Source organism: Stappia sp. P2PMeth1, assembly GCF_900185735.1.
In the GTDB taxonomy this organism is placed as follows: Bacteria; Pseudomonadota; Alphaproteobacteria; order Rhizobiales; family Stappiaceae; genus Stappia.
The window spans coordinates 403,173-424,369 of record NZ_FYAW01000009.1 but is presented as its reverse complement, the minus strand read 5'-3'; the positions used below and the strand labels follow the sequence as shown (position 1 = coordinate 424,369).

Annotated in this window: 20 protein-coding genes; 17 read left to right on the top strand and 3 right to left on the bottom strand. The window is 67.6% G+C overall.

All coding sequences use genetic code 11. From position 1 onward, the window contains the following. Window positions 1–47: 47 nt before the first annotated feature. Together P2PM1_RS05005 and P2PM1_RS05000 are read right to left on the bottom strand one after the other, a co-directional pair. The gene (locus P2PM1_RS05005) at window positions 48–929 is read right to left on the bottom strand and encodes a MurR/RpiR family transcriptional regulator (protein ID WP_208985179.1); all 882 of its coding nucleotides are present in this window, start codon (window positions 927–929) and stop codon (window positions 48–50) included. A gap of 46 nt (window positions 930–975) precedes the next feature. Then, entirely contained in the window at window positions 976–1,365 is a 390-nt protein-coding gene (locus P2PM1_RS05000; RefSeq protein WP_186388086.1) for a Rid family hydrolase, read from the bottom strand. Between the two features lie 217 nt (window positions 1,366–1,582). On the opposite strand from P2PM1_RS05000, the gene P2PM1_RS04995 reads away from it, so the two are divergent. The 7 genes from P2PM1_RS04995 to P2PM1_RS04965 all read left to right on the top strand — a co-directional run bounded on the left by P2PM1_RS04995 (window position 1,583) and on the right by P2PM1_RS04965 (window position 9,650). Beyond that, window positions 1,583–3,124, top strand: coding sequence for an ABC transporter substrate-binding protein (locus tag P2PM1_RS04995; RefSeq protein ID WP_186398337.1), 1,542 nt, complete (start codon window positions 1,583–1,585; stop codon window positions 3,122–3,124). A gap of 115 nt (window positions 3,125–3,239) precedes the next feature. After that, window positions 3,240–4,187 (top strand): ABC transporter permease, encoded by a 948-nt coding sequence (locus tag P2PM1_RS04990; RefSeq protein WP_186396798.1) that lies wholly within the window; start codon window positions 3,240–3,242, stop codon window positions 4,185–4,187. Window positions 4,188–4,230: 43 nt separating this feature from the next. Further along, the gene (locus tag P2PM1_RS04985) at window positions 4,231–5,082 is read left to right on the top strand and encodes an ABC transporter permease (protein ID WP_186398336.1); all 852 of its coding nucleotides are present in this window, start codon (window positions 4,231–4,233) and stop codon (window positions 5,080–5,082) included. A gap of 1 nt (window position 5,083) precedes the next feature. Continuing rightward, the gene (locus tag P2PM1_RS04980; protein WP_186396796.1) at window positions 5,084–6,085 is read left to right on the top strand and encodes an ABC transporter ATP-binding protein; all 1,002 of its coding nucleotides are present in this window, start codon (window positions 5,084–5,086) and stop codon (window positions 6,083–6,085) included. Then, the gene (locus P2PM1_RS04975) at window positions 6,082–7,083 is read left to right on the top strand and encodes an ABC transporter ATP-binding protein (protein ID WP_186398335.1); all 1,002 of its coding nucleotides are present in this window, start codon (window positions 6,082–6,084) and stop codon (window positions 7,081–7,083) included. Before P2PM1_RS04980 ends, P2PM1_RS04975 begins: the two co-directional genes overlap by 4 nt. Then, on the top strand, window positions 7,083–8,552 hold the full coding sequence (locus P2PM1_RS04970) for a M81 family metallopeptidase (RefSeq protein ID WP_244301406.1): 1,470 nt from the start codon (window positions 7,083–7,085) through the stop codon (window positions 8,550–8,552). The genes P2PM1_RS04975 and P2PM1_RS04970 overlap by 1 nt, the downstream gene beginning before the upstream one ends. Before the next feature lie 18 nt (window positions 8,553–8,570). Then, window positions 8,571–9,650 (top strand): D-TA family PLP-dependent enzyme, encoded by a 1,080-nt coding sequence (locus P2PM1_RS04965; RefSeq protein ID WP_186398334.1) that lies wholly within the window; start codon window positions 8,571–8,573, stop codon window positions 9,648–9,650. 18 nt (window positions 9,651–9,668) lie between these two features. On the opposite strand, the gene P2PM1_RS04960 is transcribed toward P2PM1_RS04965, so the two are convergent. Continuing rightward, window positions 9,669–10,370 (bottom strand): GntR family transcriptional regulator, encoded by a 702-nt coding sequence (locus tag P2PM1_RS04960; RefSeq protein ID WP_186388094.1) that lies wholly within the window; start codon window positions 10,368–10,370, stop codon window positions 9,669–9,671. A 273-nt stretch (window positions 10,371–10,643) separates the two neighbouring features. On the opposite strand from P2PM1_RS04960, the gene uxaC reads away from it, so the two are divergent. From uxaC to P2PM1_RS04910, 10 genes are all read left to right on the top strand, one after another. Beyond that, window positions 10,644–12,050, top strand: a complete 1,407-nt coding sequence (uxaC, locus tag P2PM1_RS04955; RefSeq protein ID WP_186398333.1) for a glucuronate isomerase — start codon at window positions 10,644–10,646, stop codon at window positions 12,048–12,050. Between the two features lie 32 nt (window positions 12,051–12,082). Then, the gene (locus tag P2PM1_RS04950) at window positions 12,083–13,063 is read left to right on the top strand and encodes a TRAP transporter substrate-binding protein (RefSeq protein WP_186388096.1); all 981 of its coding nucleotides are present in this window, start codon (window positions 12,083–12,085) and stop codon (window positions 13,061–13,063) included. 80 nt (window positions 13,064–13,143) lie between these two features. Beyond that, window positions 13,144–13,653 (top strand): TRAP transporter small permease, encoded by a 510-nt coding sequence (locus tag P2PM1_RS04945; protein ID WP_186388474.1) that lies wholly within the window; start codon window positions 13,144–13,146, stop codon window positions 13,651–13,653. A gap of 3 nt (window positions 13,654–13,656) precedes the next feature. Then, on the top strand, window positions 13,657–14,937 hold the full coding sequence (locus P2PM1_RS04940; RefSeq protein ID WP_186398332.1) for a TRAP transporter large permease: 1,281 nt from the start codon (window positions 13,657–13,659) through the stop codon (window positions 14,935–14,937). A gap of 30 nt (window positions 14,938–14,967) precedes the next feature. Continuing rightward, window positions 14,968–15,285, top strand: a complete 318-nt coding sequence (locus P2PM1_RS04935; RefSeq protein ID WP_186398383.1) for a cupin domain-containing protein — start codon at window positions 14,968–14,970, stop codon at window positions 15,283–15,285. Between the two features lie 30 nt (window positions 15,286–15,315). Continuing rightward, complete coding sequence (gene kduI / locus P2PM1_RS04930) at window positions 15,316–16,140, top strand: 5-dehydro-4-deoxy-D-glucuronate isomerase (protein ID WP_186398331.1); 825 nt, start codon at window positions 15,316–15,318, stop codon at window positions 16,138–16,140. Further along, on the top strand, window positions 16,137–16,880 hold the full coding sequence (gene kduD, locus P2PM1_RS04925) for a 2-dehydro-3-deoxy-D-gluconate 5-dehydrogenase KduD (RefSeq protein WP_186398330.1): 744 nt from the start codon (window positions 16,137–16,139) through the stop codon (window positions 16,878–16,880). Before kduI ends, kduD begins: the two co-directional genes overlap by 4 nt. Then, window positions 16,870–18,318, top strand: coding sequence for a mannitol dehydrogenase family protein (locus tag P2PM1_RS04920; protein WP_371636387.1), 1,449 nt, complete (start codon window positions 16,870–16,872; stop codon window positions 18,316–18,318). Before kduD ends, P2PM1_RS04920 begins: the two co-directional genes overlap by 11 nt. Continuing rightward, window positions 18,311–19,504, top strand: coding sequence for a mannonate dehydratase (uxuA, locus tag P2PM1_RS04915; protein WP_186398328.1), 1,194 nt, complete (start codon window positions 18,311–18,313; stop codon window positions 19,502–19,504). Before P2PM1_RS04920 ends, uxuA begins: the two co-directional genes overlap by 8 nt. Then, entirely contained in the window at window positions 19,497–21,059 is a 1,563-nt protein-coding gene (locus P2PM1_RS04910; protein WP_186398327.1) for a UxaA family hydrolase, read from the top strand. The genes uxuA and P2PM1_RS04910 overlap by 8 nt, the downstream gene beginning before the upstream one ends. Window positions 21,060–21,197 lie beyond the last annotated feature (138 nt).

Here is a 21,197-nt window from a genome sequence, read left to right as displayed (position 1 = left end):
AGCGCAGCGCGGGCTGGTGGAAAAACACCGAACGGCAGGCCAGCCGCTCAGTCGCCGATGGGCTTGGGGCCCACATCCTTGGACAGCGGCACCAGCGAGGTGCGGATCCGGCGCAGGTATTCGCGCACACGTTCGGGCCGCTTGCGCGCGGCACCGGCGGCCAGCACGTCGATGATCGCCACATAGGCGAGCCGCGAGGCGCTCGGCTTGTAGATGTCCTGGTCTTCCGGCAGATCGAGGCCAAGCGCGATGTCGGTGGCGGCGGCCAGATCCGAGCCGGCCTTGGTCAGGCTCAGCGTCTGGGCGCCGTACTGGCGGGCGATGGCGACGCTGTCGAGCAGCTCGGCCGGCGTCCCGCTCGCCGAGATCGCGAAGACCACGTCGCCGCGCTCCAGCGTCGAGGCAATCATCCGCTGCAGGTAGCCGTCCGAATGCGCCTCCGCCGGCACGCCGAGGCGAAAGAAGCGGTTTGCCCCCTCCCGCGCCACATTGGCCGAACCGCCGCCGACGCCGAAGAAGACGATCCGCCGCGCCCCGGCCAAAAGGTCGATCGCCGCCTCCAGGGCCAGCGGATCGAGCTGCGCCCGCGCCCGGTTCAGCGTGTCCATCAGCGCGCCGAACACCTGCGCCACCAGCGCGTCGGAAAACGACCCGCTGTCGGGCGCCTGCACGTCCATATATTGCAGCGAAACGGCGACGCTCTGGGCAAGACGGATCTTGAAATCCTTGAACCCGTCGCAGCCCAGCGTCTGGCAGAACCGGTTGACCGTGGCATCCGACACGCCCGCCCCATTGGCGATCTCGCTCTGGCGCTGATAGGCGATGGTCTCCAGGTTCGCCAGCACATAGTCGGCAACCCGCTGCTCGCGCTTGGGGAAGGCGCCGTCGAGCCGCCTGAGCTGCGCGATGATGTCGATCACCTTGGCCACGCCCCCGGACCCTTCCCTGCCATCCGCCCCGGTTTCGGAAACCAGACTAGTCGGCTTTGTAGGCGATGACATCCATCTCGACCTTCGCATCCACCATCAACGGCGACTGCACCGTGGAGCGCGCCGGCGGATGCGCCCCGAAATGCCGCTCGAACACGGCGTTGAAGCTGGAGAAGTCGCGGGCATCGTCCAGCCAGACATTGACCTTGACCACATGCTCCAGCCCGCAGCCGGCCAACGCCAGCACCGACCTGATGTTCTCGATCACCTTTTCCGTCTGCGCGACGATGCCGCCGGCGATGATCTCTCCGCCCTCCGCCGGCACCTGGCCGGAGACGTAGACGAAACCGCCGGCGCTCACCGCCTTGGCGAAGGGACGTTTCTGGCCGCCGGCGGCGAGATCGGCGGTATCGTGACGGATGATGCCCTTGGTCATGGAAATCCTCAGCTCTATATGAAAGTTTCTTTCATTATCTACCGCAGTTTAGCGGGAAATTCAAATTCCCGTTTGACAGTTTCGGCAGATTATGAAAATTTTTTACACAACGAACAGCCGGCGCAGACACGGCGGATCGTGGGGTGACCGGTCGGTGGATGCACGCCGGCATGGATCATCCGAGCTACCCAGAGGACCCTGTATTTGGAGGAGTGGAATGTTCCGACGCACCCACTGGAAAACCGTGTTCGCCGCGGCGATCGCGACATCCATGGCCAGCACCGCCTTCGCGGCCGGCACCCTGCGCTACGCCACCGTCGGCGAGCCGCCGAGCCTTGATCAGCATGTCGTCACCTCGGATCTGTCGACGACTATCGCCCATCACATGTTCGAGGGTCTCTACACCTTCGACGCCAGCAATTCGCCGGTGCCGCTGCTCGCCGAGAGCGACCGTCTGGAAGATGACGGACGCACCATCGTCATCACCCTGCGCCAGGGCGTGACCTTCCACAACGGCACCGACATGACCTCGGCCGACGTCGTCGCTTCGCTGAAGCGCTGGGGCGAGTTCGGCTCGCGCGGCAGCCTGCTGTTCTCGAATGTCGAGAGCATCGAGGCGACCGGCGACCACGAGGTCACGCTGCGCCTCAAGAAGCCGTTCGGCCCCTGGAAGAACCTTTTGGCCTTCATCAATGGCGGTCCGGCGATCTATCCGGCCTCCGTCATGGAAGGCGCCGGCAAGGAGCCGATCGCGCCGGAAAACTACATCGGCACCGGCCCCTACCGCTTCGGCGAATGGCAGCCCAACCGCCATGTCGAGCTCGTCCGCTTCGACGACTACGATTCGCCCGAAGGCGAGCCAAACGGCTATGGCGGCGCCCGTAAGGCCGAGTTCGATGCGCTGCGCTTCATCCCGGTTCCCGATGTCGGCACCCGCGTCAGCGGCCTCCAGGCCGGCGACTACGATTATGCCGAGACCATCCCGGGCGATCTGTTCGACGCCCTCGATGCCAGCCCGGACGTCACGACGATCCTCAACGGCGGCCCGATCTTCGGTCTCGTCTTCCTCAATTCCAAGGAAGGCCCGCTGAAGGAGAACTTCGCCCTGCGCCGCGCCATCCAGACGGCGATCAACAAGACGCCGGCGCTCCAGGTCGCCATCGGTCCGGAGAAGCTGTGGCGTGCCAACGGCTCGTTCATGCCGCAGGGCAACGTCTGGTACACCGAATCGGGTGCTGACAACTTCAGCAAGGGCGACGCGGCCGCCGCCAGGGAGCTGGCCAAGGAAGCCGGCTACAACGGCGAGCCGATCAAGTTCATGGTGTCGACCAACTACCCGTTCCACTACGACACGGCGATCGTCTATACCAAGCAGCTTGCCCAGGCCGGCTTCAACATCGACCTGCAGGTCTATGACTGGGCAACGCTCATCAAGAAGCGCGGCGAGCCGGACCAGTGGGACCTGTTCTTCACCCATCACGGCTTCGTGCCGGATCCGATCCTGATCTCGGTGATGAACCCGACCTATCCCGGCTGGTGGACCACCCCGGAAAAGACCGAACTGGCGGAGAAGTTCACCGCCTCGGCCGATCCGGCGGAGCGCCAGAAGCTGTGGGGCGAGCTGCAGGCGCTGATCTACGAGCAAGTCCCGACCATGAAGACCGGTGACGTCTACACCTACAACATCGCCTCCCCGGAGCTGAAGGGCCTCGGCGAAGCAACCCTGATCTGGCCGCACTTCTGGAACGTCTCGAAGTAACGCACGGTCCTCTCGGCCCCCTCCGGCCTTTGCGAAACTCCGTCCCTAGGGCGACACTCGCAACAGGCCGGGGGCGGGCTGGCCGCCTCCCGACATTTCGCGGAAAGTCACGCTCATGCTCGGATATGCCCTGCGGAGACTGCTGACGCTCGTGCCGACGCTGCTCGCCGCCTCGCTGCTGGTCTTCCTCTTCGTGCACCTGATCCCCGGTGATCCGGCTGCCGTCCTGCTCGGCGACAGCGCCACGCCCGAGGAGATCGCCAGCCTGACGCGCGAGCTCGGCCTCGACCAGCCGCTCTACACCCAATACCTGCTGTGGCTCGGCAATGTGCTGCAGGGCGACCTCGGCACCTCGATCTTCTTTCGCATCCCCGTCACCGCGGTGATCGCCGACGGCGCAGAGACCTCGATCCTGCTCGCGCTGATGACGATGGTCTGGATCGTCATCCTCGGCGTGCCGATCGGCGTCATCGCCGCCAGCTATCGCGGCACCTGGGTCGACCAGGTCACCTCGGGCGGGGCCATGCTCTTTGCTTCCGTGCCGACCTTCTGGCTCGGTCTCTACCTGATCCTGATCTTTTCGGTGACACTCGGCTGGCTGCCCTCGTCCGGCTATCCCTCGATCCGCGACACGGGCGGGCTTGCCAACCTGCGCTACCTGCTGCTGCCGAGCTTCACCCTCGCCGCGCCCAACGCGGCGCTGATCATCCGCCTGGTGCGCGCCTCCATGCTCGACGTGCAGCGCGAGGACCATGTGCGCACCGCCCGCGCCAAGGGCCTCGCCCCGTGGAAGGTCTCGGTGAAGCACGTGTTCCGCAACGCGCTGATCGCCGTTGCCGCCGCCTTCGGCTTCACCTTCGCCGCCCTCGTCTCCGAGGCGGTGGTGACCGAAACCGTCTTCTCGCTGCCCGGCATCGGCCGCCTCGTGGTCCAGTCGATCCTGCGCCGTGACTATCCCGTCATCCAGGGCGTCATCCTGGTGATCGTCGTCCTCTACATGGTCATCAACCTTCTGGTCGACCTCGCCTATGCGCGCCTCGACCCCAGGGTGTCGCTGAAATGACCCGGACCCGTTCTCTCAAGCCGCAAAGCCAGGGAGCTGAGGCATGACCGCGATCCTCACCATGGGCCGCATCTTCCGCGGGCGCTGGCTCGCCACTGCCGGACTGTGCTGGCTGATCCTTGTCGCGCTCGCCGCGATCTTCGCCCCGCTTGTCGCCCCTTACGATCCGCTGGAGTTCGATCCGCTTGTGCGCCTGTCGCCGCCGAGCCTGGAGCATCTGTTCGGCACCGATCACTTCGGCCGCGACAGCTTCTCGCGCAGTCTCTATGGCGCCCGCATGGCCATCGTCATCGGCTTCGGCAGTGTCGTCGTGGCGCTGGTCGCCGGCGGCCTTGCCGGCATGATCTCGGCCTATTTCACCCGCCTCGGCCATGTGATCATGCGCATCGTCGACGTGCTGATGGCGTTTCCGGCGCTGCTGCTCGCCCTCGTGCTGATGACCCTGCTGGAGCGCAGCGTCGTCAACACGGTGATCGTGATCGGCATCGTCTATGCCACCACCACCGCCCGCATCCTCTTCGGCATGACCTTGAAGCTGAAGGGCGAGGTCTTCGTCGATGCCGCCACCTGCTCCGGCGCCGGCCATGCCAGCATCCTGTTCCGCCACATCCTGCCGAACCTCGTCTCGCCGCTCCTGGTGCAGGCGAGTTTCATCTTCGCCTTCGCCCAGTTGCAGGCCGCGGCCCTCGACTTTCTCGGTCTCGGCCTGCCGCCGGAAGTGCCGAGCTGGGGCAACATGCTGTCGGAATCGCGCATCTACGTCACCCGGGCCTCCTGGCTGCTGCTGTTCCCCGGCGCCCTGATCATCCTCTCCGTCTTTTCCATGAACCTGGTCGGCGATGCCCTGCGCGACAGCATCGACCCGCGGTTCCGCAACGACATCAAGGGGGTGTGAGATGACGCGCCCGAATGGAACTACGGACGACCTGCTGCTCGACATGCGCGGCCTGACGCTCGGCGTCGCCACGCCCGACGGCCTCCTGCCGGTGGTGCAGGACCTCTCGCTCAGCCTCTCGACCGGCGAGACGCTCGGCATCGTCGGTGAGAGCGGCTGCGGCAAGAGCCTCACCTCGCTCGCCATCATGGGCCTGCTGGAGGGAACGCCCGTGCGCGTTCTTGCCGGTGAGATCTTCTTCCGCGGCCGCGACCTCCTGCGTCTGTCGCCGCGCGAGCGCCGCGCGATCATGGGCAACGAGATGTCGATGATCTTCCAGGAGCCGATGACCTCGCTCAATCCGGTCTACCGGATCGGCGACCAGATCATCGAGGCGATCCGCGAGCATCGGCCAATGTCGCGCCGGGCAGCGCGCGACCGGGCGCTGGAACTGCTGACCATGGTCCGCATCCCCGATCCGGCCGGACGCATCGACAGCTTCCCGCACCAGCTTTCCGGCGGCCAGCGCCAGCGCGTGATGATCGCCATGGCGCTCGCCGGCTCGCCGCGCCTCTTGATCGCCGACGAGCCGACCACGGCCCTCGACGTCACCGTTCAGGCGCAGATCCTCAAGCTGATCGTCGAACTGCAGAAGGACACCGGCATGGGCGTCATGCTGATCTCCCATGACCTTGGCGTCATCGCCGAGACCTGCGACCGCATCGCCGTGATGTATCGCGGCCGCGTGGTCGAGACGGCGGGTGCGCGCGAGCTGTTCCAGGACATGCGTCATCCCTACACGCGCGGCCTGCTGGATTCGATTCCCGAAGCCGATGAGGACGTCGACCGGCTGTCCGCGATTCCCGGACGTGTCCCGACGCTCGACGAGACCATCACCGGCTGCGCCTTCCATCCGCGCTGCGCGCGGGCAGGAGCCGGCTGCGACAGCGACCAGCCGGCGCTCACCGCCTTCGCGCCTGCCCATTTCGCCCGCTGCCACTACCCGCTGGAGCCGGACGCATGACCGACGCAGCCTCCCTCCTCCAGGTCCGCGACCTGAAGACCCACTTCACCTTCCGCGCGCCTTCCACCGGCGTGTTGCCGGGGCCAAAGCGCGTCCTCAAGGCAGTCGACGGCGTCTCCTTCGACCTTGCCGAGGGCGAGGTGCTGGGCATCGTCGGCGAGAGCGGCTGCGGCAAGTCCACGGTCGGGCGCACGCTGACGAAGCTCGAGCCGGCGACGAGCGGCGAGGCGCTGTTCCGCGGCCACGACATTCTGGGGCTTTCGGCCAGAGCCTTCCGGCCGCTGCGGCGCGAGATCCAGATGATCTTCCAGGACCCCTTCGCCTCGCTCAACCCGCGCCTCACCATCGAGCAGACGCTGGCCGAGCCGGTCCGCATCCACGGACTTGCCCGCACCCGCGAGGAGGTGCGCGCGCGCATCTCCGACACGCTGGTGAAGGTCGGCCTCGATCCGAAGGTGATGACCCGCTATCCGCACGAGTTCTCCGGCGGCCAGCGCCAGCGCATCGGCATCGCCAGGGTGATGATCGTCGAGCCGCGCCTCGTCATCGCCGACGAGGCTGTCTCCGCGCTCGACGTATCGATCCAGGCGCAGGTGCTCAATCTCATCAAGGACCTGCAGCGCGACAGCGGCATCTCGATGCTGTTCATTTCCCATGACCTCGGCGTCGTGCGGCACATCTCCGACCGCGTCGCCGTCATGTATCTCGGCCGCATCGTCGAGACGGCGCCGAAAGCCGCCATCTTCGAGAAGCCGGCGCATCCCTACACGCGCCTGCTGCTCGCCTCCATCCCGCGCATCCGGCCGGGCCGGCAACCGGTCGTCGATCTCGGCGAACCGGCCAGTGCCGCCTCGCCGCCCTCCGGCTGCGCCTTCCATCCGCGTTGCCCGCTCGCCACCGACATCTGCCGTTCGACGCGGCCCGGTCCGGTGGACCTTGGCAACGGACGTTCCAGTGCCTGCCACCATGCCGGCCAGCTTCTCGGGGAGGCCGCCTGATGGCCGAAATGAAACGCGTATTCGTCGGGTCCCTGGCAACGGAGACCAACACTTTCTCGCCCCTGCGCACCGACCTGCAGGACTTCCGCGACAGTTTCTATGCCGGCCCCGGCGAACATCCGGCGACGCCGACGCTGTGCAGCGCGGTGTTTCCGGTCGCCCGTGAGCGTGCCCGCCAGTACGGCTGGCAGGTGATTGAGGGTACCGCCACCTGGGCGGAGCCGGGCGGGCTCGTCAACGCCCGCACCTGGGAGCTGCTGCGCAACCAGATGCTGGCCGAGATCCGCGCCGCGCTGCCGCTCGACATCGTGCTGCTGGGCCTGCATGGCGCGATGGTCGCCGACGGCTGCCTCGACTGCGAAGGGGAGATCCTGGAGGCGGTGCGCGCCATTGTCGGCCCCGACACGATCGTCGGCGCCACCTTCGATCCGCATAGTCACCTTTCGGCAAAGCGCACCACCAATGCCGACCTGCTGGTCGCCTTCAAGGAATTCCCGCACACCGATTTCGTCATCGCCGCCGAGAGCCTCGTCGATCTCGCCCACCGCACATCGGTCGGCGAGGTGACACCGGAAATCTCCGTCTTCGACTGCCGGATGATCGAAGTGCTGCCGACCAGCCGCCAACCGATGCGCGGCTTCATCGACAAGCTGAAGGCGTTGGAGGGGCACGACGGCGTCCTGTCTGTCTCGGTGATCCACGGCTTCATGGCCGCCGATGTGCCGGATCTCGGCTCCCGCCTCGTCGTCATCACCGACGGCGACCGCCCGAAGGGCGACCGGCTGGCGCGCGAACTCGGCATGGAGCTCTTCTCCTTCCGCGGCCGCACCCGTCCGGACTTCCTCACCCCGGCTGAGGCACTCGACAGGGCGGCCGAGATCGGCGGCCATCCGGTGGTCATCGCCGACGTGTGGGACAATCCGGGCGGCGGCGTGCCGGGCGATTCCACCATCGTGCTGCGCGAGATGATCGCGCGCGGGCTCACGGACGCCGCCCTCGCCTCGATCTGGGACCCGGTCGCGGTGCGCACCTGCATTTCCGCCGGCGAAGGCGCGACGCTGCCCTTGCGCTTCGGCGGCAAGATGTCGGCCGCCGCCGGCGAACCCATCGATGCCGAGGTGACGGTGGAGAAGGTGGTGCGCAACGCCGTGCAGAGCTTCGGCACCAGCGTGGTGCCGCTGGGCGATTCGGTAACGATCCGCATCAAGGGCCTGCGCGTCGTGCTCAACACGGTACGATCGCAGATCTTCAGCCCGGACGCCTTCTCCAACATGGGGATCGACCCGGCGGCGATGAAGATCCTGGTTGTGAAGTCGACCAATCACTTCCACGATGCCTTCTCGCGGATCGCCTTCGACATCCTCTATGCGGCGGTCGACGGGCCCTACCCCAACGATCCGGCGACCAACACCTACCACACCCTCACGCGCGCCATCTGGCCGCGCGTCGAGGATCCCCACGCCGCCTGAGACGAACGGAACCACGCCATGACCGCCGACGCGCCCTTCCAGCCGGAGACCCCCGCCCTCGTGCTGGACGAGGCGGTGGCGCTCGCCAACATCGCCCGCTTCCAGGCCCATTGCGACCGGCTCGGCCTCAAGAGCCGGCCGCATATCAAGACGCACAAGCTGCCGCGCTTCGCCAAGGCGCAGATCGCGGCCGGCGCGCGCGGCATCACCTGCCAGAAGATCGGCGAGGCGGAGGTGATGGCCGATGCCGGCATCGACGACATCCTCATCACCTTCAACATCCTGGGCGAGGCCAAGCTCCAGCGGCTGAAGGCGCTCGCCGGGCGCATCGCCCGTCTTGCCGTCGTCGCCGACAGCGGGACGACGGTGGACGGTCTGGCCTCCGCCTTCGCGGATAGTGCGGCAACGCTGCATGTGATGGTGGAATGCGACACGGGCGCGGGACGCTGCGGCGTCCAGACGCCAGAGGAAGCGGTGGATCTCGCCGCCCGCATCAAGGCTGCGCCCGGCCTCGTCTTCGCAGGGCTGATGACCTATCCGGCCCCCGGTAAGGCCGGCAATGTCGAGCGCTTCATGGGCGAGGCGCTCGGCCTGCTCGCCGCGCACGGCCTCGAATGTCCGGAAATTTCCAGCGGCGGCTCCCCGGATATGTGGCATGCGGGCGAGGCGAAGGGCGGGTCCCGCAACCTCGTCACCGAATACCGGGCCGGCACCTATATCTACAACGATCGCTCCTTGGTCGAGCGCGGCGCCTGCACCCTCGACGACTGCGCCCTGACGGTGCATGCCACCGTCGTCAGCCGGCCGACGCCGACCCGCGCCGTGCTCGATGCAGGCTCCAAGGCGCTGTCCTCCGATCTGCTCGGCCTCACCGGCCACGGCACCATCATCGGCCATCCGGAGGCGCAGATCGCCGCGCTCAGCGAGGAGCATGCGGTGGTCGAAATCCCCGCCGGCAGCCTTGCCGTCGGCGACCGCGTCCGCATCGTGCCCAACCACTGCTGCGTGGTGACGAACCTGTTCGACCGCGCCTGGCTGCTGGCGGCCGATGGCGGCGTCGAGGAGATCGACATCGCCGCGCGCGGCCGCATGACCTGACCGGCTGGCCCGGCGGCGTCACGCCTCGTCGGGATCGAAATAGGCGCCATGCGCTGCGCGAATGTCGTCGATGATGCCGGCGATCCGTCCCAGATGCGAGCGCATCCGCGCCACGGCCGCCACCTCGTCGCCGGCCCGCACCGCCTCCAGAATGGAGACGTGATCCTCCATCGCCAGCCTTGCGCCGTTCTCCAGCGACAGGTAGCGCACCCGGTCCATATGCGCCTTGTGGTCGCGGATCAGCGCCCAGACATGCCCCTGTCCGGCAATCTCGCAGATCCGGTTGTGGAAACTGTCGTCGAGCGCGTGGAAGCCGGCGCGATCATCCCGGTCCGCCGCCTTTTCCTGCTCGCCGATCAGGTCTTCCAACTCGCCGAAATGCTCGGGGCGGATATTGGCCATCGCCGCGCGCACGGTCTCGAGTTCCAGCGCGGTGCGGATGAAGCGGGCCCGGTGGACCGCCTCCACGGAGATCGGCGTCACCACCGTGGCGCGCTGCGGGCGGATCAGCAGGAAGCCCTGCTGCGACAGGCGGTAGAAGGCGTCGCGCACCGGCTGCCGGCTGACCCCCATCTGCTTGGCGACTTCCGCCTCCGACAGTTTGGTGCCGGGCAACAGGTCGAGCCCGACCACCCGGTTGTAGAGTTCCGCGAAGACCAGATCGGTCACGGACGGCACGCGGGTCATGTCGAGCGTCCTGAGCTTGATCTGTTCCGTCATTCCCCTGCCCTCCCTGCGGCCGCCCTGTCCGCCTCCGGATGATCCGAAGCCGCATACGGAACCGCCGCGCTGCCGGACGTGTCGTCCGCGCCGGTTTTCCGGCATTTGCCGGGAGGCCCGTCCTAGCGACTGCCGCCCCGTTTGACAATTCGCCGCCGTCGTTGTTCGGAGGCGTTGACTCAACTTGCCGACTAACATATTAGATTACTAGTTAGCACGCCACCCCAAGAATGAGATGCGAGAACGCGACAGGGGGAGGCAGGGAGGATCGGAATGGCGCTGTTGGACGAGGACCGGCTGTTTCCGGTGGAGCCGCGCACGCGTGGCCTTGCCCGCGACATCTACCGGACCATCCGCGACCTGCCGATCGTCAGCCCGCATGGCCATACCGACCCGGCCTGGTTCGCGCTGAACGAGCCGTTCCCCGATCCGGCCGAGCTCTTCGTCGTGCCGGACCACTACGTCTTCCGCATGCTGGGTTCGCAAGGCATCCCGCTGACCGATCTCGGCGTGCCGAGGGTCGACGGCGGCGCCAGCGAGCGCGACCCGCGCCGCATCTGGAAACTGTTCGCCGACAACTTCCACCTGTTCCGCGGCACGCCCTCCGCGCTCTGGCTGACCCATTCCTTCCAGGAGGTCTTCGGCATCGACGAGCCGCTCGGCCCTGAGACCGCGACGCGCATCTACGACCACATCGCCGACTGCCTTGCCCGGCCGCAGTTCCGGCCGCGCGCCCTCTACGATCGCTTCAACATCGAGGTCATCGCCACCACGGAATCCGCGCTGGATCCGCTGGAGCATCACCGCGCAATCCGCGACAGCGGCTGGGGCGGCCGGGTCATCACCGCCTACCGGCCGGACGCGGTCACCGATCCAGAATTCGAGGGTTTTGCCGCAAACGTTGCCCGGCTCGGCGAGATCACCGGCGAGGAGACGACGACCTGGTCCGGCTACCTTGCCGCCCATCGGGCGCGCCGCGCCGTCTTCAAGGACCATGGCGCCACCGCCACCGACCACGGCGTGCCCAGCGCCCGCACCGAGGACCTGTCGCCCACCGAGGCTGCCGCCCTCTTCGACAGGGCGCTGGCCGGGCGCTGCACGGCGGAGGAAGCCGACCGGTTCCGCGGCCACATGCTGACCGAGATGGCGCGCATGAGCCTCGATGACGGGCTGGTGATGCAGATCCATCCCGGCGCCTTCCGCAACCATTCCCCTGCCGTGATGGCCCGGCACGGCCGCGACAAGGGTTTCGACGTCCCCACCCGCACCGACTATGTCCGCGCGCTCAAGCCGCTGCTCGACGCGGTCGGCCACGAGCCCGGCCTCACCATCATCCTCTTCACGCTGGACGAGACGTCCTACGCACGCGAACTGGCGCCGCTCGCCGGTGCCTATCCGGTGCTCCGTCTTGGCCCGCCCTGGTGGTTCCACGACAGCGCGGAAGGCATGCGCCGGTTCCGCGAGATGGCGACGGAGACCGCCGGCTTCTACAACACCGTGGGGTTCAACGACGACACCCGCGCCTTCTGTTCCACCCCCGCCCGCCACGACGTGGCGCGCCGGTCGGATGCGGCATTCCTCGCCACACTCGTCGCCACCGGGAGGCTCGGCGAAGGCGAGGCATATGAGGTCGCACACGACCTCACCTACACTCTGGTCAAGGCCGCCTACAGGCTGTGACCGGGCGAAACTGCTCTAGGGAGGAACTGAACATGAAGCATTGGAAGACCATGACGGCAGCCTTCGGGCTGCTCGCCGCCTCGGCCATGACGGCGCAGGCGGCCAACATCGTCCTGCGGTCCTCGGACACCCATCCGGACGGCTACCCGACCGTCGAGGCGGTCAAGTATCTGGGCGAGCTCGTCAAGGAGCGCTCCAACGGCCGCATCGAGATCGAGGTGTTCCACTCGGCCCAGCTCGGCCAGGAGAAGGACACGATCGAACAGACCCAGTTCGGCGTGATCGACATGAACCGCGTCTCGCTCGGGCCGTTCAACAACATCATCGAGGAGACCCAGGTTCCCTCGCTGCCCTATATCTTCCGCTCCGTCGAGCACATGCACAAGGTGATGGACGGCGAGATCGGCCAGGAAATCCTCGAGGCCTTCTCCGCCCATGACCTCGTCGGCCTCGCCTTCTACGACGCCGGCTCGCGTTCGTTCTACAACCGCCAGAAGCCGGTCGAGACCATGGCCGACCTGTCGGGCATGAAGTTCCGCGTCATGCAGTCGGATCTCTTCGTCGACATGGTCAACGCGCTCGGCGCCAACGCGACGCCGATGCCCTATGGCGAGGTCTATTCCTCGATCCAGACCGGCGTCATCGACGGGGCCGAAAACAACTGGCCGTCCTTCGAAAGCTCCGGCCACTACGAGGTTGCCGGCCACTTCACGCTCGATGAACACCTGATCGTCCCGGAAGTGCTGGTCATGTCGAAGAAGAGCTGGGACAAGCTCTCGGCCGAGGATCAGGAGATCATCCGCCAGGCGGCCAAGGACTCCGTCCCGCACATGCGCAAGCTCTGGGCCGAGCGCGAGGCAGCCTCGGAAGCCAAGATCCGCGAGGCCGGCGTCCAGATCGTCAGCGAGATCGACAAGACGCCGTTCATCGAGGCGATGAAGCCGGTCTACGAGAAATACGTGACCTCCGACAAGCTGAAGGACCTCGTCGCCCGCATTCAGGCGACCGAGTGATCCCGACGTGACTTCGAACCCGCGGCGGCCGGTCCGCCGCGGGCTTCTTCTTGCCGGGAGGACGCATCTTGCAAGGGACAATGCGCGCCGTCGCGCGGATCACGGGCATCATCGGCCGCATCGCCCTGTGGCTGTCGGCAACGGGCCTGGTGCTGATGACCGCTTTCATTTCGGTCCAGGTGTTCTACCGCTATGTGCTGAACGACAGCCAGTCCTGGACGGAACCTGCCTCGGTCATGCTGATGGGCTGGTTCATCTTCCTGGGCGCTGCCGTCGGCATCCGCGAAGGCTACCACCTGTCCTTCGACGTGCTGCTCTACGTGCTGCCGCTGAAGGTCAAACTGGCGCTGCACTCCGTCTCCGACGCGGTCGTCATCGCCTTCGGCGCCGGCATGGTCTGGTACGGCGCCGAGCTTGCCGCCAAGACCTCCGGCAACAAGCTGCCCTCGCTCGGCATCTCCGGCGCCTATGACTTCCTGCCCCTCGTCGCCGGCGGCGTTCTCATCGTCCTGTTCTCGCTGGAGCGGCTCGCCCGCCGCGCCGCAGGCCTGCCGACCGCGCGCTTCGGCGAAACCGAACTGGAGGATTGACCGATGGAACTGTTGATCCTCTTCGGCACCTTTACCACCCTGCTGCTGATCGGCACGCCCGTCGCCTTCTGCCTCGGCGTCTCGTCCTTCGCCACCATCGTCTATCTCGGCCTGCCGCCGGTCGTGGTGTTCCAGCGCCTGAACTCCGGCGTCTCCGTCTTCGCGCTGATGGCGATCCCGTTCTTCATCTATGCCGGCGAGTTGATGGTGCGCGGCGACATCGCCCGCCGCCTCGTCGCGCTTGCCGGTGCGCTGGTCGGCCATATGCGGGGCGGCCTCGGCCAGGTCAACATCACCGCCTCCGTGCTGTTCGGCGGCATTTCCGGCTCGGCCGCGGCCGATGCCTCGGCGATCGGCGGCCTGATGATCCCGCAGATGAAGGCGCGCGGCTATGACGTCGCCTACGGCGTCAACGTCACCGTCGTCTCCTCGATCATCGCCCTGATGCTGCCGCCCTCGCACAACATGATCATCTATTCGATCTCTGCCGGCGGGCGGATCTCCATCGCCGACCTGTTCACCGCCGGCATCCTGCCCGGCCTGCTGCTGGCGCTGGCGCTGATGTTCGCCGCCTGGCACGTCGCCCGGAAGCGCAACTATCCCATCGACCCGTTCCAGGGCTGGGCCATGGTCGGCTACCTCCTGATCAACGCGATCCCGGGCATCCTGCTGATCGCCATCATCTTCGGCGGCGTGCGCTCCGGCATCTTCACGGCCTCGGAGAGCTCGTGCATCGCCGTGGTCTATGCCCTGTTCATCACCGCCATCGCCTACCGCACCATGAGCTGGCAGACCTTCGTGCTGGCGACCACCGCCGCGGTGCGTACCACCGCCATGGTGCTGTTGGTGATCGGCTGCGCCGCCTCCTTCGGCTGGCTGCTCGCCTATCTGCGGGTACCGACGACCCTCGTCGCCGTCATGCAGGACATCTCCCAGAACCCGCTTCTCGTCCTGCTCCTGATCAACATCATCCTGCTGATCCTCGGCACCTTCATGGACATGTCGCCGCTGATCGTCATCACCACGCCGATCTTCCTGCCCGTTGCCCAGGCTTTCGGCGTCGATCCGGTCCATTTCGGCGTCATCCTGATCCTCAATCTCGGCATCGGCCTGTGCACCCCGCCGGTCGGCGCCGTGCTCTTCGTCGGCTGCGCCGTCGGGAGGATCACCGTCTGGGAGGCGGTGCGGTCGATCTGGCCCTTCTACTTCGCCGCCGTCGGAACCCTGCTGCTCGTCACCTATGTGCCGGCCCTGTCGCTCTGGCTGCCCTCGCTGTTCCACTGATCGAACCGGAGCCCGTTCATGTCACCCCCCATGTCGCCCCTTGCCACCTTTCCAGAAGTTGCGACCGGACCGGGGATAACCCGCCGCGTCGTTGCCGACAGTCCGCAAATGATGGTCGTCGCCTTCACCTTTGAGGCCGGCGCGGAAGGCGCGCTGCACAGCCATCCGCATATCCAGTCGACCTATGTGGAAAGCGGCCGCTTCGTCTTCACGCTTGACGGCGAGGAGTTCGAGGTCGGCCCCGGGGACAGTTTCATCATTCCCTCCAACGCGGTGCACGGCTGCCGCTGCCTCGAGGCAGGGCGCCTGATCGACGGCTTCACGCCCCGCCGCGACGACTTCCTCTGATCCCGAACATCCCCCTTTGAAGGAGCCGCCATGCTGAGCGTCGAGACCCGCCACGCCGTCCACCAGGACCATGCCAGGGGCATGGACACGGACGAGCTGCGCCGCCACTTCCATGCCGGGAGCCTCTTCCGCGACGGCGAGATCCGCCTCGTCTACACCCATTACGACCGCTTCGTGCTGGGCGGCGCGGTGCCGGGCGCCGGCAAGCTCACCCTCGACAAGGTCGAGGAAACCCGCACCGCCACCTTCCTGGAGCGGCGCGAGATGGCCGTCGTCAATATCGGCGCGACCGGCGAGGTCTCGACGGATGGCAGAAGCTGGACGCTGGAGCGCGGCGACGTGCTCTATCTCGGCATGGGCACCGGCCCGGTCACCTTTTCCGGCGGCGGGCGCTTCTACATCACCTCCGCCCCCGCGCATCGCACCCTGCCCTCGCGGCTGATCCGCCTGTCGGAGGCCAACAGCCTGAAGCTCGGCGCCACCGAGACCTCCAACAAGCGGACCATCAACCAGTTCGTCCATCCGCTGGTGATGGAAAGCTGCCAGCTCGTGCTCGGCTACACCACGCTGGAGGACGGCTCGGTCTGGAACACCATGCCGGCCCACGTCCACGACCGGCGGATGGAGGCCTATCTATACTTCGACATGACGGACGACCAGCGCGTCCTGCACCTGATGGGCGAGCCGCAGCAGACCCGTCACCTCATCGTCGCCAACGAGGAGGCCGCAATCTCGCCGCCCTGGTCGATCCACTCGGGCGCCGGCACCGGCAGCTACACGTTCATCTGGGCGATGGCCGGCGACAATGTCGACTATACCGACATGGACTTCGTCAGCATGGCGGAGATGAAATGAGCACCTCCTTCTCGCTGTCCGGGCGCAAGGCGCTGGTGACCGGCGCCAATACCGGCATCGGCCAGGCCATCGCGCTCGAACTGGCGGCAGCCGGCGCGGAAGTGACCTGCGCCGGCCGCCGCTCCTGCATTGAAACGGTCGCCGCGATCGAGGCCGCCGGCGGCCGTGCGACTTCGCTGGCCCTCGACCTGGCCGACCCGATGGCGGCCCGCGACGTCTTTGGCGGCACGGGGCATTCGATCCTCGTCAACAATGCCGGCATCATCCGCCGGGGCGACAGCGCCGACTTCACCGAAGACGACTGGGACGCGGTGATGGACGTCAATCTCAAGGCGCTGTTCTTCACGACCCAGGCCTTCGCCCGCGACCTGCTGGCGCGCGGCGAGGGCGGCGCGGTCGTCAACATCGCCTCGATGCTGTCCTTCCAGGGCGGCATCCGCGTGCCGTCCTACACCGCCGCCAAGCACGGCGTTGCGGGGATAACCAAGATCCTCGCCAACGAGTGGGCGGCAAAAGGCATCAACGTCAACGCCATCGCGCCCGGCTATATCGCCACCAACAACACCAAGGCGCTGCGCGAGGACCCGAACCGCTCCGCCGCGATCCTCGACCGCATTCCGGCCGGCCACTGGGGCGCGCCCGAGGATATTGCCGGCACCGCTGTCTTTCTCTGCTCTCCGGCCGCCCGCTATGTGCACGGCGCGGTGATCCCTGTCGATGGAGGCTGGCTTGCCCGCTGACCTGCCCCGCCTGAAACCGCGCCACGAAGGCCCCCGCCCCGGCACCGGCATCGTCCATCTCGGCCTCGGCGCCTTCTTCCGCGCCCATGGTGCCCTCTACATCGCCGAGGCGATGGCCGCGTCCGGCGGCGACTGGGGCATCATCGGCGTCTCCTTGAAGCGGCCCGACCAGCGCGACCGGCTGGCGCCGCAGGACTTCGCCTATACCGCGCTGGAGCTCGGCCGCAACGGGGAAATCCCGCGCCTCGTCGACGTGCTGGCCGGCGTCCTCGTCGCGCCGGAGAACCCGGAAGCGGTGGTCGCCCTGATGGCCGCACCCGCCACGCGGATCGTCACCCTCACCGTCACCGAGAAGGGGTATTGCCACGAGCCCGCGACCGGCCGGCTGTCGCTCGCCCATCCCGATATCGTCGCGGACCTTGCCGAGCCGGCACGGCCCGCTTCCGCGCTCGGCTTCCTGGTGCGCGCGCTCGCCCGCCGCCGCGCGGCGGGGATCAAGCCCTTCACCGTGCTGACCTGCGACAACCTCCCCCACAACGGCGCGATGCTGCGCGCCCTGGTGCTCGAACTGGCCGAGCGGATCGACCCGGGCCTTTGCGAGTGGATCGCGTCGGAAGGCCGGTTCCCCTCCACCATGGTCGACCGCATCGTGCCGGCGACCAGCCCTGCCGATCTCGACCATGTCGCCCGCCTGATCGGCTGCCGCGACGAGAGCCCGGTGTTGCACGAGCCGTTCCGCCAATGGGTGATCGAGGACGATTTCGTCGGCGGCGACCGGCCGGACCTTGCGGCCTGCGGCGCGGAACTCGTCGCTGACGTCGCTCCCTACGAGCTGATGAAGCTGCGCTGCCTCAACGGCACGCACAGCTCGCTCGCCTATCTCGGCTATCTCGCCGGGCACGAGACCATCGCCGACACCGTCGCCGACCCGGTCTTCTCGGCCTTTCTCGATCGCCTCTGGGCAGACGAGATCCTGCCCGGCCTCACTCCGCCGCCCGGCGTCGATCTCGCCGCCTATGCGGCCCGGCTGAAAGAGCGCTACGCCAATCCGGCGATCCGCCACCGCACCTGGCAGATCGCCATGGACGGCTCACAGAAACTCCCGCAGCGCATTCTCGGACAGCTCACGGAAGGCCTTGCCGCCGGCCGGCCGATGTCCGGCCTTATCCTCGCGGTCGCCGCCTGGATGACCTATGTCGGCGGCACCGATCTTTCGGGCCGGCCGATCGACGTGCGCGACCCGATGGCGGAGCGCCTCAACGCCTTGTGCGATGCAGCCGAAGGCTCGGCAGCAAAAGTCGCCGCCCTCCTGGAACTTCGCGAGATCTTTCCGGCGAGCCTTGCCGGCAACACAGCGTTCCGCGCCCGTCTCACCGAGGCCCATGCGGGCCTTGCCGAGCGGGGCGCCCGCGCCATGGTCGAGGCCTGTCATGCTTGAAAGCTGGCGCTGGTACGGACCGCTCGACCGCATCGGGCTTGACGAGATTGCGCAGACCGGCGCGCGCGGCATCGTCACCGCGCTGCACGAGATCCCGTACGGGGAAATCTGGAGCCGGCAGGCCATCGCCGCCCGCAAGGCGATGATCGCCGCAAGCGGTCTCGACCTCTCCTGGCAGGTGGTCGAGAGCCTGCCCGTGCACGAGCATATCAAGCGCGGCGACGGCGACCTCGCCCCGCTCTTTGCCAATTACCGCCAGTCGCTCGCCAACCTTGCGGCCGAGGGTATCTTCACCGTCTGCTACAACTTCATGCCGCTGCTCGACTGGACGCGCACCGACCTGGCGAGCCCAGTGCGCGGCGGCGGCACCTGCCTGCGCTTCGATGCCGCGCGCATGTGCGCGCTGGAGATGTTCATGCTGGAGCGCGAGGGGGCGGAAAACGACTACCCGGACGAGGTGCGCGCCCGCGCCCGCCGGTGGTTCGAGGCAAGCGATGAAGCCGCGCGCGAGGAGCTCGTCGCCGCGATCATGGCGGGCCTTCCCGGCGCCTATGACCGCTACGACATCCCGGCCCTGCGCCGGGCATTGACGCTCTATGCCGGCATCGACACGCAGGCCCTGCGCGCCAACTTCGCCCGCTTCCTCGACGAGGTGGTGCCGGCGGCCGCAGAGCTCGGCATGCGCCTGTGCGTCCACCCGGACGACCCGCCGCGCGACATTCTCGGCCTGCCCCGCATCGTTTCGGATGCCGAGGATATCGCCTGGATCCTCGGCCGCGACGAGACGCCGGCCAACGGCCTGACCCTGTGCTCCGGCTCGCTCGGTGCCAATCCGGCGAACGACGTACCGGCCATCGCCCGCCGTTTCGCCCCGCGCATCCATTTCGCGCATCTGCGCAACGTGGCGAAGGAAACGGATGGCAGCTTCGAGGAAGCCGCGCACCTTGCCGGCGACACCGACATGGTGGCGCTCGCCGCAGCACTGCTCACCGAGGAGCGCCGCCGCCGGGACGAGGGCCGGCGGGACGCGGAAATCCCCTTCCGCCCCGACCACGGACACGTGCTGCTGTCGGACTTCGACCGCGACACCCATCCGGGCTATCCTCTGATCGGACGCATGCGCGGCCTTGCCGAGTTGCGCGGCGTCGTCACGGCCCTCTCCCACCCCGGAACCCGTCATGCCTGACAACGAAATCGGCCTCGCCGCCCATCCCCCGCTCGTCCTGTCGGAGCGCGACAATGTCGCCGTGCTTGCCGCCCGCGCGGAGGCCGGCAGCGATCCGCTGAATCTCGGCGCGCCGCTCTCCGCCGCGGTCGCGCCCGGGCACAAGATCGCCCGCCGGGCGATTGCGACGGGCGAACCGGTGGTCAAATACGGCCAGGTGATCGGCTATGCGACGGACGAAATTGCCGCTGGCGCGCATGTCCATTCGCACAATTGCGAGATCGGCGCCCATGAGCGCGCCTACCGCATCTCCGACAAGCTGGACGAGGCCCGCGCCGCCATCCCGCGCCTTGCCGAGGGGGATATCGCCGGCAGCTTCCTCGGCTACCAGCGCGCCGATGGGCGCGCCGGCACACGCAACATGATCGCGCTGGTCGCCACGGTGAACTGCTCGGCGACCGTGGTGCGCCGGGCCGCCGACATCCTCAACGCCTCCGGCGTGCTGGACGACTGGCCGAACATCGACGGCGTCGTCGCCTTCGCCCACGGCACCGGCTGCGGCATGTCGTCCAGCGGGCCGGGCTGGGAGATCCTCCAGCGCGTGCTGTGGGGCCATGCGACCCATCCCAATGTCGGCGCTGCGGTTTTCGTCGGCCTCGGCTGCGAGGTGATGCAGGTGGCGCGCATGAAGGCGCTCTATTCGGACGGCGCGGAGACCCGCTTCCACGGCCTTGCGATCCAGGAGAACGGCGGCACACGCGCCACCATCGAGCGGATCGTCGCGACCGTCCACGAGCTGCTGCCGGAGGTGAACCGCACCGCCCGCCGGCCGGTGCCGATCTCGGCGCTGAAGCTCGGCCTGCAATGCGGCGGCTCCGACGGCTGGTCGGGGATAACCGCCAACCCGGCGCTCGGCATCGCCTGCGACCTCTTGGTGGCGCAGGGCGCGACCGTCGTCCTGTCGGAAACCCCGGAAATCTTTGGCGCCGAACAGCTTTTGCTGTCGCGCGCGGCCTCAAAGGAGGTCGCCGACCGCCTGATCGAGCGCATCCGCTGGTGGGAGGACTACGCGGCGCAGAACGGCGCCTCGCTCGACCAGAACCCCAGCCCCGGCAACAAGGCCGGCGGCCTCACCACCATCCTGGAAAAGTCGCTCGGCGCCGTTGCCAAGGCCGGCGCCACGCCTCTGAACGAAGTGGTCGGCTACGGCGAACAGGTGAAGGGGCCGGGCCTCGTCTTCATGGACACGCCCGGCTACGACCCGGTCTCGGCGACGGGACAGATCGCCGGCGGCTGCCAGCTCGTTGCCTTCACCACCGGGCGCGGCTCGGCTTTCGGCTCCAAACCGGCCCCGACCCTGAAGATCGCCACCAGCGACCGGCTCTACCGGGCAATGCGCGAGGACATGGACGTCAATGCCGGCGAGGTGCTGGAAACCGGCGTCTCATTGGCCGAAAAAGGCCGCGAGATCCATGCCCGGCTGATCGCCGCCGCCTCGGGCGAACGCACGAAATCCGAGGCTTTGGGCCTCGGCGACCACGAATTCGTGCCCTGGCAGATCGGCGCGGTGCTGTAGGGATCGGGATCGCCCCAAAACGCAAAAAGGCCGGGCGAACCCGGCCTTCCCTTGTGCCTCGATGAGTGCTGCCAGTACATCCGTGGTCAGCGCTCAGAAGCACGATTGCGTTCGTCGGGGCGTCGCCGTTGAGGGCGC